Source organism: Desmonostoc muscorum LEGE 12446 (assembly GCF_015207005.2).
GTDB lineage: Bacteria > Cyanobacteriota > Cyanobacteriia > Cyanobacteriales > Nostocaceae > Nostoc > Nostoc muscorum.
This window is the reverse complement of the sequence record NZ_JADEXS020000001.1, coordinates 894,848-906,135: the sequence shown is the minus strand read 5'-3', so window position 1 is coordinate 906,135 and position 11,288 is coordinate 894,848. Positions and strand designations below refer to the sequence as shown.

Below are 11,288 nucleotides of genomic sequence, written 5' to 3'. Positions count from 1 at the left end.
GGAAAATTGGGATAATATTTTCTGGGCAGTCAAGAGTTTTAATCGTGTGAAATGAGCTTTAGCCAGTTTGTCATTCGACTAGATTAGGCTTGCCAAAGGCCAGCAGCATGAAAATCTCTTAATTTTCACTCGGTTATTTTTACTTTTTCATGTGTTATTTTTTAATCGGCTGAATTTATTTATGGAGATTGCCCAGCGATCGCCTTCAAGATCGTAAACTTGAAGTAATTGTTCGCGGATTCTGCTTTGAAGCTGAGAAAATTCCACTTCCCGATAGGACAAATCGGGACGTAACAGCGCATTTTTGACGCGATCGCCCAAATTAACACGCTTAAAATCACTTGTCATAGGGCATGGCGCATTGGGCATGGGGGATGGGAGTGTGGAAAGGGTGGGAATAATCTCCCCCCACTCCCCACTCCCCATTCCCGACTCCCTCAATATATTTCATGATTTGAGAGGTTTCCGGCGTCAGTCCCAAATCAACTAACTGCTACAGAGAGATTTGCCGCAGAGCCATTATTGAGGATAGGTTGGCGGGTTTTCAAATCAAATTTGAAGCCGTGTGGCAAAATATGTAGCTTAGCTCCACAAATCGCCAACGACTCATCCTTCAAAATTTCACCGGCATTGTTATATGTAGCCTCTGATTCATCGACAATTGTGACGGCACCTTCACCAATCACTTCAATTTGATTATCTGTCACAACCATTGCGGTATTCTCATCAATACCGAATCCCAAAACAGCAGGCTCTAGTATTAAAGCGGAGATTAAGCGTCCCAATCGTCCACGTTGAGAGAAATGTTGATCGATTACTACTCCGGGGAGAAATCCCATACCGGGACCCATTTCCACAGTTTCAATCCGAGGATGGGTCTGGGAGTCGCCTTCCACGATCATTTTATCTGGCATTACAGCCGCTCCGGCGCTGGTGCCTGCAATCACTGCGCCTTCAGCAAACCGTTTGTGAATCGCCGCATCGATTTCAGTGTCCTTGAGGATGCTGGTGATGCGGGCTTGGTCTCCCCCAGTAAAAAATACTCCAGTTGCTTTATCAATAGCTTGCAATGCTGTTGATGAAGACGCATCATCACGAGTTTCTGTATCAATGATGCGGACATTCTCAGCTCCTAATCGCTCAAATACTCGAATATAATTTTCTCCCACTTCTCTCGGTAGTTCTGTCGCCGCTGTCATAATCACAATGTTCGCTTTTGTACCTCCAGCGCGGCGGACAAATTCCCGTAAAATTTGGGAATCTCCATCTTTGTCTTCGGCTCCGCCAATAATTACTAACTGTCTTTTAGGATTACTTTCTAACATAATGACTCCTGATTTGATTTAGATAAATTTCAATAAACCATGACAATTAAAATTATAATATCTTCCGTTTGGTAGATTACCTGCAAAAAGTAGTATGAAAATTAGCGATCGCAGTTCAGCCGAAAGATTTTTCACCAAATAAAAACTCCTATGTCAACAGCCCCCAGATATATTTTCTAGAGGCATCAGTGATGATATTGGTAATTGGCAATCGCAGATTTTTCGTTTAACCTGAGTAATTAATACTAATTCTAGATATAGGACTCATATTTGATTTTTGAACGAGTGATTCTCCAAATTAAATCGGATTGCTATATAGGAATGGTATTTGATCTTTGAAAAACTCGAAAAGGCTGATTCCCTGCCAGAATTCAGAAATCAGAATTGAATTGATCCGTGGGATCAATCCAAAATCCAAAATCTAAAATCCAAAATTGTCTGACGAACTATTTAATGAACCCGGCTTCTGTAAAGCAAGTTAGTTAAGAAAAAACGTGCTTGTTCTAGTGGGAGATGCCTGGGTTTACCTTGGTAGACAATTTGATACTCTTTGATGTCTGCCCCATCTCCATGCCCAGAAATCAGCTTGCGGTGAAAAGCTTCCTCAGCCAGTAATCTAACTTCATCTCTTAGAGCAGCTTGTGTGCCATTCATACTTTGCTGTCTCCTCAATACCTATTGATTAATACCCTATATACGTTTATACAAATTATTGGTAATCTATCGTACCTTTCAATGGTTATATCTTTGATTATTCATTAGGATGAATTAAATATAATTAGTTTTTTACTGATGCATGGTGATTTAATTATGTCTTGAGATAGTTGAAGATGCTGAGTAATATCGTTAGGGTAGGTTCGGTTCAATTCAATGGCTTTGCCATAACTAGCCAAAATTAATTTCAGGAGTGCTGAGTATTGAGTGCTGAATACAATTAATTTTAATTTTTACTTAGCACTCGTTCCTCAGCACGCAGCACTGTTTCAGGGTGTTTAGCCAAAGGTTCGTAATCAATGGTTCAACAAAAAAGTAGTGATTTAGTCCGCATTAATGCTAGAAGAACGGATGTATTCGATATTTTCAACTTCAAGCATTACATTGGAGCTAACCCTTATTTAGATAGAGGGGCACTAGTATTTGATTTTGCTTTAGTTGAGTTTAGAGAGCCTTTGCCTATTGAGGATTATATTTCAAAGATTGGCGATCGCTATCCCCACTTACGTGACCAAAGCTACGAATCCTATGCCCATCTCTTTGCCCAAGTAGCGTCACAAGTCGGAAAGCTGGACATGGATTTGCACCTCAAGCACTGGAGTGTGAAGCCATATCCAAAATACACGCGAATTAGCATCGAATCCCTTCATGAACGCACAACCAGAGAAGTAGCCTACTTTGTTTGGGATTGGTTTGAAGCCATCACCCAAGACGAAGACTTCAACTTTGAGTCCCGGCTAGTAAAGCTGCAAAGTAGATTTCGCCCATCTGTCTACGGTGGCCCTACAGTCTACGCCTTATTGCGAACAGCCCACGAAAAAGGTATTCCCGCATTTTATCTGTGGGAAGAAGGATTGATGCAATACGGTTTTGGTAAAAAACATGTCCGGGGGATAGCAACAACATTTAACCGTGATAGCCATCTAGATTCGGAATTTACTACCCGCAAAGACGACTGTAAGGCATTTTTGAAAACCTTGGGTTTTCCAGTACCTGAAGGGGATATTGTCTTTTCCGAAAAGGAAGCTTTGGCAGCTGCCAGAGACATTGGCTACCCAGTGGCAGTTAAGCCAGTGGTAGGTCACAAAGGAATTGGCGTGACGGCTGACGTGCAAGACTCAAAAGAACTGGAATCTGCTTATGCTAGGGCAGCAGCAGCGATTCCTGAAGACCAACTACCCCGAATAATTGTCGAGAAAAGCATTTCGGGATTCGATTTTCGCTTGTTGTGTGTCGATGGCAAATTCGTCGCTGCCACAGAACGCCGTCCTGCATCGGTTGTTGGTGATGGTGACTCAACCATCGCCGAATTAATTCGCCAAGAGAACCGTAAACCTGCACGCTTAGACTCACCCACCTCTCCCATGAGTAAAATTCTGGTGGATGATGCGATGGAACTCTATCTAGACGAACAGCGTTTGTCATTGGACAGTGTGATTGAGAAAGGGCGCACTGTCTACCTCCGTAAAGTCGCCAATCTTTCCGCTGGGGGTATAAGCATCAATGCAACGCACGCAGTTCATGATGACAATATTATCCTTGCCCAAGATATTGCCCAACACTTTCAGTTGACTTGTTTGGGTATTGATGTCATTACCAAAAGTCTCTCAGAATCTTGGAAATCGAGTAACTTCGCTATCTTGGAAATCAACGCGGCACCAGGAATTTTAATGCATCTGAAACCTTCTGATGGTGAAAGCGTTGATGTGCCTTCTCATATTTTAGAAACGTTTTTTGAGTCTGGTACAGATGCCAGGATACCGATTATTACCTTTAATAAAATCTCAGTTGAAGAACTGCAAACAACAATTGACCATATTCTTTTGCAACATCCCGACTGGACAATCGGCGCTGTTTGCCGTGATGCAGTTTTTGTGAATCGCTCAAAAAAAGTATTAAGCAAAGATTACAACAGCAACGTCCAAACTTTGCTGCGTCATCCCAAACTTGATTTGTTAATTGCTGAGTATGCGGAAGACATATTAGAGCAAGACGGTATGTTTTACCACCGCAGTAATATTGTAGTTTTGGATAATCCCACCGAAACTGAGATGATCTTGACGCGGGATGTTTTTGACGGTTCTACTGTGGTGATTAAAAAAGGCAACGATATTTCTATTCGTCGCAAAGGGTTAATTGAGGACTACACTTTGGGTGAAGATGAACCATTTACACGGGTTTATTTGAAAGAAACTGGAGCGATTTTGTAAGTTAACACCAATTTTGGATTTTGGATTTTGGATTAAATATCTTAATTACAAAGCTTCCAATTTGGTATAAAGCGGATTAACGAAGATTTTTTTGCCGCGATCGTCGCCGAAAGTTGGTACCAGAATCTGAACGATTTTAGTACCAAGTATAAAGCGATCGCGTTTTTTCTAATGGGTTCATTGTTACTTTCCTAGCTTTACACCTAGTAATTTTGCTGAACTAGTAGCCTTTGAAATGATTTCTGCTGATTCACTACTCAAAGTCGATCCCTTCTTTAACCCTGCTCCCACAATCATTTCGCCAACTTCGCTATTTTGAAGATGAAAAATAGAACGGATAGACACTAAGCTTTCTAGACAACCGGGAGTTCTCAGAAAAAAGCAACCACCGTAGTAACCACGAGTCCGACCTTCTAATTGTTGAATCGCAAACTGTGTATCGCTGTTTTGTGTTCCAGTAGCTGGACTAGGTGTAAGATGCGCCAAAGTCCAGAGCATGGAGGTATCGCTGTGGTGAGGTTTTTCAAATACTGAGTGGAAGTGTGTAATTTCGTCAAATTCAACTAAGTTACAGTCCACTTTTAATTCCAGTTTTCCCACTACCTCTTCGACAATGGAGCAAAGAGCATTTCGGGCGGCTTGATGCTCATCCATTAAGCTACTTTTGTCAAAATCCTTACCCTTTTGGAAGGTTCCAGCCAGAATTTGCACTTTAAGTTTTGAGTCAGCAATAGAAATAAACCGCTCTGGTGTACAGCTTATAAGTTCCCAACTGTTACTTTTCATCAAAAATCCTTGAGGAAATGGAGTTTTGATGGTAGTTAGCCAGGAATTAAGCAAGTCAGCATTCACAGATACTGGGAAGCGTACTGATACTACTAAATGGTCAATATCTAATCTTTGGCGAATTTCCAATCCCTGGGTGACAACTTTATTGACCTCTTCGATTATTTGCTGATCGATTAGAAAATGATTTTTCCTTTCGGATTGAGGTAAACTAATGTTGGGGAGACACTCCGTTAGAGAAACAGCGCGGTGGGCGAGTTCGCCGACTTGAGGCGATTTATGATTTGTACCCCTACTCTTGGGTAGGCTACCCCCAGCAGCGACCAAAGGAGAAGCAAGTACCGAATCTGCAAAGGTAACATTATCAGCAATAAATTCCTCAGTTTTGCCTACTTGAATTACGAAAACAAGAGATTCTCCTCTAATTTGTTCGGAAATTGGCAATGAATTTGTTACCCAATGCAATTTTTGATCTAGAAGAGATCTGCACTCAGAGCCGATAATACCTGAAGCCGTAAGAGCGCGATCCTCAAGCCACTTGTCTAGACATACCAACAGTTCGGCCAGATTCTTGGCGTTCCTTGAATAATTTCTCAATTCCTCAAGAGCGCCATGTGCTAATACCTTCAATTGGCCATTAATATGTATTACCTCAAGGGTTAACAACGGCAATACACATTGCACAGACTTTGTTCTAGTATGCCAAACCCACATTTTCAAGCATCCTTGAGAGTTAACAACAATATGCATTGTCCTGAAGACATTGCCTTCAACGAATTTTAGATTTTAAATTTTCCATTTTGAATTTAAGATTCAAAATTTAATATTCTAAAAGCCCTGATAGGAAGCAAATTTATTTGTGGAACAAATCCCAAATCCCAAATCTACAATTATTTATTCTAGAAAGAGCATTGATTATGGGGTCATTCTAAGAGGATGTTTTAAAAGTGGTGGCTGAGGTATCCAAAATTTTAGATCCTCCTAAATCCTCCTTAAAAAAAAAGACTTTGAGAAGATTATTCCCTTCTTTTTCAGGCTTGCTCGTGGGGTTTTTGATACAACGGTAGACTTTCTAAACATCCTCTCAAATCCAAAATCCAAAATTGATTAGCCTGACTTTGGTTGGTTGAGTAGTAGTTTTGGGCTAAGTTGAGCCAACCACTAACAATGAAATCCGAAAAATAGGTATTCAGTAATTGAGTATTCATGGGTGGGCAAGTTATGGAGCAATATATTTGAAGTGCAATATATTACATGATCTTTATACCAAGTCCCTGTCTGATACCATTTCACGAAAATCTTGATACATATAGATTTAACGTAGGGGCGCACAGCTGTGCGCCCCTACTGAGGTATCTGTATCAACTTTCAAGTGAAATGGTATGACTAGACAAGAAAGTTTTTTCCCTATGCTCGGTACTCAATACCTAATCCCCAATACCCAACTAAGCCCAGTTACTTACTACAACAATCTTGAACTTACTTTCACCAGACAAATCGTAGTCTAAAGAGCCGTAGTGTTGCAAAGCCCAGTCTTGCAAATCTTGAATTGCGCGGGCAAAAATATCATCCGGGATGTGCCAAGTATGGCGATAAATTTTGTTTTTATGAGCATCAATCAATTTCCCCACAGTTAGTTCAGATTGCCATTTTGCTGCAACAACTGTTTCTAAATTTGCTCCTTGTTCGCCCAACTCAACTAAAACCTCTTCTTCTGTTGCACCATAGCGGGGTAAAGGGTAAGCATAGCCAGCAATGATATCTTGCCAACGTTGCTGAAAATCAAACCTACCCTGATTTACATCCTCACTAACTTTGCTGAAATTCATATTACCGTGGGTGTAGAGGTAAATTCCCCCCGGTTTGAGGACGCGACGAATTTCTGCTAGTGCTTGCTTCCAAGCAGAAACCAAGTGAAATACATGAACTGTCAAAGCCACATCAAAAGAGTTGTCAGCAAATGGTAGAGAAGTCGCATCTCCCTTGATTGCAGTTAATTTATGAGATACTCCTTCTAGCTTTTGGTACAACTCAGCCAGCATTTTTTCTGAGATATCTACACCAGCGTAAGAATAGCCTCTTTTAGCTATTGGCACAGCAATTCTGCCAGTACCAATTCCAGTTTCAAAAAAGGTAGTTTCTTCTGTGGCTGAAACTATATTCAAGATAGTGTCAGTAACTTCTTCAGAAACTCCAGGCGGTAACCCCCGCGTTGCATCGTAGATATCAGAAACTCGGTCAAATGAAACTGTAGTAGTCATAATTTTTATCCTTTATTGAAGGTTTTTGATCAAGTCAATTTACTAGAGAAATTGCACTTTACCAAGTTTTTTTAGAGCAAACAATAATGAACTAATATGGAAGGCTTGTAGAAGGATACCGTTATGAATATCTTTAACTAAATTTTCCAGCGGCAACAAAATTACATCAATTTGTTCTGTAATATCTAGCTTTAAATCATCTACAAGTTCTACATTGGTTGCTAAGAAACAATAAATTAGATTATTATGAGTTGATGAATTGGGTGATATTATACCAGTCTCAACAAAATTGTTGCTTGTATACCCTGATTCTTCCAATAACTCACGTTTTGCAGCTTCCATTGGGGAAGAATCTTCTAAATCCATAGAACCGCCTGGTAATTCTAAAACTGTTTTTTGCAGACCGTGGCGATATTGTTTGACTAAAACAACTTCCTGATTTTTGGTGATTGCAACAACATTTACCCAAGTTGGATATTCAAAAACATAAAAAGGCTCTACTATTTGTCCCTCAGGCATTTGACAAGTATCAGCGCGCAGTTTTAGCCATTTATCTTGCACCAAATATTTAGAGCTTAATACAGTCCAATCAAACGAATCCATGTTATTTAATAGTTAGAGTTTATCACTGTTCAAAGTAATTATTTCTAATGAATTGAAATCAGGTAAAAGTAACACAATCGCCATTGGCTGTCCAAGCTGTCGCCAAAACTGAAACGGTTCTATGCCAGTACAACCAGCAACAAATAGGGTCATGACAGTTCCGTGCGCCACAATCATCACATCATCATGTGGAGTTTTGGCAATAATATTTTCTACAGCTTGCTGAAAGCGTTGATTAGCTTGGGTTGCTGTTTCTAATCCCATGACTAGTTTATCCAGTGTGGCGAAAAATGCTTCTAAAGTTTCAAAAAACTTTTTTTCTTCTACAAAACCAAAATTGGTGCGATGTCTACGACGGGCTACGCCTACGCATTCTTGTAATCCTTCAACAATTTCTACCTGCTGATTAAATTTTTGAGCAATAATCTGGGCTGTTTCTATAGCTTTTGGTTCTGTGCTGGCAGCTATGATTCCAGGCTGGAAGTCTGCTAATTTATCGGCTAAGAAATGAGAGCGTTGTCGCCCTTCTGATGACAAAGCCCACTCTCTAGCAGGTATAGATTCTATTTTTTCTGGAAGCGAATGTTTTACTAAAATTAATCTTTGCAAGCTTTTTTTCTGAAAGTAAATTTTGTTTGTAATTCAATAAATGCGTGTCCCTAGAATTACTGCATGTCTGGCAGTGACTCGAATTTCTGTAGCAATGATATGGGGATCTTTCAACCAAAATTCCCGTACTCGATCTATGCGTCCTTGCCATTCTGGCGGCCAGTATTCTTCTGGTGTCAGGTCATCCAGTATAATCAAGCCTCCAATTTTTAAAGCATTTATTAATATCTGAGGTTCAACGACTTTGGCGTTTCCGCCATCAGCAAATAACAAATCAAAAGGAGCATAGGAAAGTAAATCATGCCAATCGCCTTGAAGTACACGGACATTAGACTTATGTGCAAATAACCGTTGCACAAGTGTGGCGCGATCGCCATCGCTCTCTATGGTAATAAATGTATTATCTGCGTGTAATGCACTCACAATCCAAGCAGCACCAACTCCGCACCCAGTACCAATTTCCGCAATTTGACCTTGTGTGATATGGCTAGTGAGGACTTGCAACAGACGCCCAACTTCTGGGAGTGAAGATTCAGAAAATTCAAGTTGTGCAGCCAGTACTTGAGCCTGTTGTACTAATGGCGGAATAGAAGCGACGCTATAAGTCATGATTTCTACTCCTTCACCAAAACTTCTCGTAACATCACTCCCAAATCCTGCAATGCACGTTCACCATCTCCGACAAACGTCGTCCCGTGCATTGTTGCTAGGGTACGCGGTCCGAGTGCAGCTAATTCTTGGAGAATGCGATAGATATCCGAGGCAATTTCAGTAATAGTTGTCATAATTTTAAAATTCACAAAGGTAACAAAGAAACATGTGCTGAAACTACTTTCCATCCTTCGGCGAACCTGTACCAAGTCTGGCTTTGTCGCCCAAAACGTTCTACACCACCGATAATGCGGCGAAACTCTAAAGTCACTGTTGCGGTATCTTTTCCAAAGGTTACAACTTTCAGATTCGAGATTTCTCGCTCTATTTTCGGATTTGGTCGAGAGGCGCGAAAGTTCCGAATTTCATCGCTACCATAAAGATTTTCGGTTACCCCAAACCGGACTACTTCGGGCGCATTCCAAAACAAGCTATCCATCACCTCTAAATTGTTATTAGAAAGCGCTTCTTCATATTGAAGATATAAATCAGTCACTTCAGCTACAATGCCAGGGTCATTTACTGGGGTCATTGTTGTTACCAATTTTTGGTTATTGACTAATTATGAACTTTTTGATGAACCAAATCACGGAAGGTGGAGACTTGCTGCATAAACAAGAGTGACCCGACAACACAAACACTAGCAGCAAGAGTGATACTATTGGCAGCACCGATGTAACTTGCCAGTGCGCCGCCAATGAGATTGCCTATGGGTATAGCACCTGTAGATGTCATGACGTAAAGTCCTGTGATTTGCCCGCGATTTTCATCAGTGACTAACAATTGCAGCAAAGTGCGTCCGGTAATTATCTGCAAAATAAATCCGAAACCAGCCGCCAAGAGTGAAAGCAACGAAAGCCATAACACACGAGATAAGGCAAAGATAATCAGGCTGAACCCCAAAAAACCTATTCCGAATCCCCAGAGAAGCAACTGGGTACGTTAAACGGGTGATTTACTCCCAATTTAATGAAGTACAGCCGGCAATTCGAGCGCGATTACAACTTTTACCTAGACGTGATCACCAGTAAGAAAACAGTAGAGATTAAAGGCAAGATACAATACTTGCCAGACAAATTTTTAAACTACGGATATGAACTAATTAAGGGTGATGAAGTTGTTGCTGTTGCTGATGGTTGGACAAACCCTTCGAGAGCGAAAGAGGAAGCTAATAAGAAACTGCAAACCTTGGCAACCAATTTGACTTAATACCAGGACTTACGCACAAGTAACGGAAAATCAAACCGCAGAGGACGCAGAGGACACCGAGGAATGAGAGTTTCAGAGAGTTATTGCGTAAGTCCTAAATACTTTAGAGTGAATTAATATAGTTAATTGATTGAGAGAATGCCAAATGCGCGACCCAGAGAAGAACCAAATTAAAATTGAGCCAGCAACCCTCGTTTTGATTGTGTCTGTGTTAATACTTTTGCCTCTGCTGGTTGTTGGTTTTTTCTCCCAGTGATGCTATTTCACGAAATACCTGATACCTATACATAGGTAGGGGCGTACAGCTGTACACCCCTACAGAGGATTCATATGTTGCCAAGATTTGAGGAATACTTAACAAATATATCCTTCTGGGTTTTTTGACACACAAAATGTGAGCGAGTCGCACTTTGTATTGCTGTGCAATCTTAACCCAACCTCTTGATACCGTTTCACTTTCAATTATGATACAAATACGTTGGTAGGGGCACGGCATTGCCCATTGGTGTCAACTTAAGCTTAAACGCTTGTCCCACATACGCTTTACCCCACCCCCTCCCCTTGGTAAGGGGAGGGGCGGTTTTGCGTTAGCAAAGCGGGGGTGGGGTGATGCCGTGAGTAATGGTATGAATTGTTGTTGCATCGACCTGCACCTTTGATGCATCGACCTGCACCTTTGATGCATCGCCCTGGATCTTTGTTGCATCGCCCTGCATCTTTGATGCATCGCCCTGCACCTTTGATGCATCGCCCTGCACCTTTGTTGCATCGACCTGCACCTTTGTTGCAGCGAGCTGTAGAGTATCAACTTTGCTTTAATTCTTTAATAATCCTAGCGCGATGCCTACGACGGGCTACGCCTACGCCATTTATCTCAGGTGCGTTACGCTACTATTAACGGACGCACCTAATCATCTTAA

General features: G+C 41.1%; 15 protein-coding genes. 3 read left to right on the top strand and 12 right to left on the bottom strand.

Features of this window, described 5'->3' with window-relative positions; all coding sequences use genetic code 11:
* Positions 1–147: 147 nt before the first annotated feature.
* The 3 genes from IQ276_RS03930 to IQ276_RS03920 form a co-directional block, all read right to left on the bottom strand.
* Positions 148–348 (bottom strand): hypothetical protein, encoded by a 201-nt coding sequence (locus IQ276_RS03930; RefSeq protein ID WP_235115408.1) that lies wholly within the window; start codon positions 346–348, stop codon positions 148–150.
* Positions 349–482: 134 nt separating this feature from the next.
* Positions 483–1,325: a cyanophycinase gene (locus tag IQ276_RS03925; RefSeq protein WP_235115407.1), complete on the bottom strand. Its 843-nt coding sequence runs from the start codon at positions 1,323–1,325 to the stop codon at positions 483–485.
* A 450-nt stretch (positions 1,326–1,775) separates the two neighbouring features.
* Positions 1,776–1,979, bottom strand: a complete 204-nt coding sequence (locus IQ276_RS03920; protein ID WP_190879408.1) for a hypothetical protein — start codon at positions 1,977–1,979, stop codon at positions 1,776–1,778.
* A gap of 359 nt (positions 1,980–2,338) precedes the next feature.
* Between IQ276_RS03920 and IQ276_RS03915 the strand changes: the two genes are divergently transcribed.
* Positions 2,339–4,249, top strand: coding sequence for an ATP-binding protein (locus tag IQ276_RS03915; protein ID WP_193916553.1), 1,911 nt, complete (start codon positions 2,339–2,341; stop codon positions 4,247–4,249).
* 183 nt (positions 4,250–4,432) lie between these two features.
* Here the strand turns inward: IQ276_RS03915 and IQ276_RS03910 are convergent, their stop codons facing one another.
* The 9 genes from IQ276_RS03910 to IQ276_RS03870 form a co-directional block, all read right to left on the bottom strand.
* Positions 4,433–5,749, bottom strand: coding sequence for a chorismate-binding protein (locus tag IQ276_RS03910; RefSeq protein ID WP_235115406.1), 1,317 nt, complete (start codon positions 5,747–5,749; stop codon positions 4,433–4,435).
* A gap of 317 nt (positions 5,750–6,066) precedes the next feature.
* The gene (locus IQ276_RS03905; protein ID WP_193916550.1) at positions 6,067–6,243 is read right to left on the bottom strand and encodes a hypothetical protein; all 177 of its coding nucleotides are present in this window, start codon (positions 6,241–6,243) and stop codon (positions 6,067–6,069) included.
* Positions 6,244–6,480: 237 nt separating this feature from the next.
* A complete protein-coding gene (locus tag IQ276_RS03900) occupies positions 6,481–7,296 on the bottom strand; it encodes a class I SAM-dependent methyltransferase (RefSeq protein WP_193916548.1) in 816 nt (271 codons plus the stop codon).
* A gap of 42 nt (positions 7,297–7,338) precedes the next feature.
* Positions 7,339–7,899 carry an NUDIX hydrolase gene (locus IQ276_RS03895; RefSeq protein ID WP_193916546.1) on the bottom strand — a complete coding sequence of 187 codons (561 nt, stop codon included), beginning with the start codon at positions 7,897–7,899 and terminating at the stop codon, positions 7,339–7,341.
* A 12-nt stretch (positions 7,900–7,911) separates the two neighbouring features.
* Positions 7,912–8,508, bottom strand: a complete 597-nt coding sequence (locus IQ276_RS03890; RefSeq protein WP_193916544.1) for a histidine phosphatase family protein — start codon at positions 8,506–8,508, stop codon at positions 7,912–7,914.
* 33 nt (positions 8,509–8,541) lie between these two features.
* Positions 8,542–9,117: an O-methyltransferase gene (locus tag IQ276_RS03885; protein WP_193916542.1), complete on the bottom strand. Its 576-nt coding sequence runs from the start codon at positions 9,115–9,117 to the stop codon at positions 8,542–8,544.
* 5 nt (positions 9,118–9,122) lie between these two features.
* Positions 9,123–9,293: a hypothetical protein gene (locus tag IQ276_RS03880; RefSeq protein ID WP_193916540.1), complete on the bottom strand. Its 171-nt coding sequence runs from the start codon at positions 9,291–9,293 to the stop codon at positions 9,123–9,125.
* Positions 9,294–9,304: 11 nt separating this feature from the next.
* On the bottom strand, positions 9,305–9,691 hold the full coding sequence (gene hpxZ, locus IQ276_RS03875) for an oxalurate catabolism protein HpxZ (RefSeq protein ID WP_193916538.1): 387 nt from the start codon (positions 9,689–9,691) through the stop codon (positions 9,305–9,307).
* Between the two features lie 26 nt (positions 9,692–9,717).
* Positions 9,718–10,062, bottom strand: coding sequence for an MFS transporter (locus IQ276_RS03870; RefSeq protein WP_193916536.1), 345 nt, complete (start codon positions 10,060–10,062; stop codon positions 9,718–9,720).
* A 66-nt stretch (positions 10,063–10,128) separates the two neighbouring features.
* On the opposite strand from IQ276_RS03870, the gene IQ276_RS03865 reads away from it, so the two are divergent.
* Both IQ276_RS03865 and IQ276_RS03860 read left to right on the top strand, forming a co-directional pair.
* Positions 10,129–10,368: a hypothetical protein gene (locus IQ276_RS03865; RefSeq protein ID WP_193916534.1), complete on the top strand. Its 240-nt coding sequence runs from the start codon at positions 10,129–10,131 to the stop codon at positions 10,366–10,368.
* Positions 10,369–11,002: 634 nt separating this feature from the next.
* Entirely contained in the window at positions 11,003–11,266 is a 264-nt protein-coding gene (locus tag IQ276_RS03860) for a hypothetical protein (RefSeq protein ID WP_235115405.1), read from the top strand.
* The last annotated feature ends 22 nt before the right edge of the window (positions 11,267–11,288 follow it).

Bases quoted from the DNA above. Each gene is read 5' to 3' on its own strand.
- IQ276_RS03930 (WP_235115408.1), bottom strand. From the start codon at position 348: ATGACAAGTGATTTTAAGCGTGTTAATTTGGGCGATCGCGTCAAAAAT.
- IQ276_RS03925 (WP_235115407.1), bottom strand. From the start codon at position 1,325: ATGTTAGAAAGTAATCCTAAAAGACAGTTAGTAATTATTGGCGGAGCC.
- IQ276_RS03920 (WP_190879408.1), bottom strand. From the start codon at position 1,979: ATGAATGGCACACAAGCTGCTCTAAGAGATGAAGTTAGATTACTGGCT.
- IQ276_RS03915 (WP_193916553.1), top strand. From the start codon at position 2,339: ATGGTTCAACAAAAAAGTAGTGATTTAGTCCGCATTAATGCTAGAAGA.
- IQ276_RS03910 (WP_235115406.1), bottom strand. From the start codon at position 5,749: ATGTGGGTTTGGCATACTAGAACAAAGTCTGTGCAATGTGTATTGCCG.
- IQ276_RS03905 (WP_193916550.1), bottom strand. From the start codon at position 6,243: ATGAATACTCAATTACTGAATACCTATTTTTCGGATTTCATTGTTAGT.
- IQ276_RS03900 (WP_193916548.1), bottom strand. From the start codon at position 7,296: ATGACTACTACAGTTTCATTTGACCGAGTTTCTGATATCTACGATGCA.
- IQ276_RS03895 (WP_193916546.1), bottom strand. From the start codon at position 7,899: ATGGATTCGTTTGATTGGACTGTATTAAGCTCTAAATATTTGGTGCAA.
- IQ276_RS03885 (WP_193916542.1), bottom strand. From the start codon at position 9,117: ATGACTTATAGCGTCGCTTCTATTCCGCCATTAGTACAACAGGCTCAA.
- IQ276_RS03880 (WP_193916540.1), bottom strand. From the start codon at position 9,293: ATGACAACTATTACTGAAATTGCCTCGGATATCTATCGCATTCTCCAA.
- hpxZ (WP_193916538.1), bottom strand. From the start codon at position 9,691: ATGACCCCAGTAAATGACCCTGGCATTGTAGCTGAAGTGACTGATTTA.
- IQ276_RS03865 (WP_193916534.1), top strand. From the start codon at position 10,129: ATGAAGTACAGCCGGCAATTCGAGCGCGATTACAACTTTTACCTAGAC.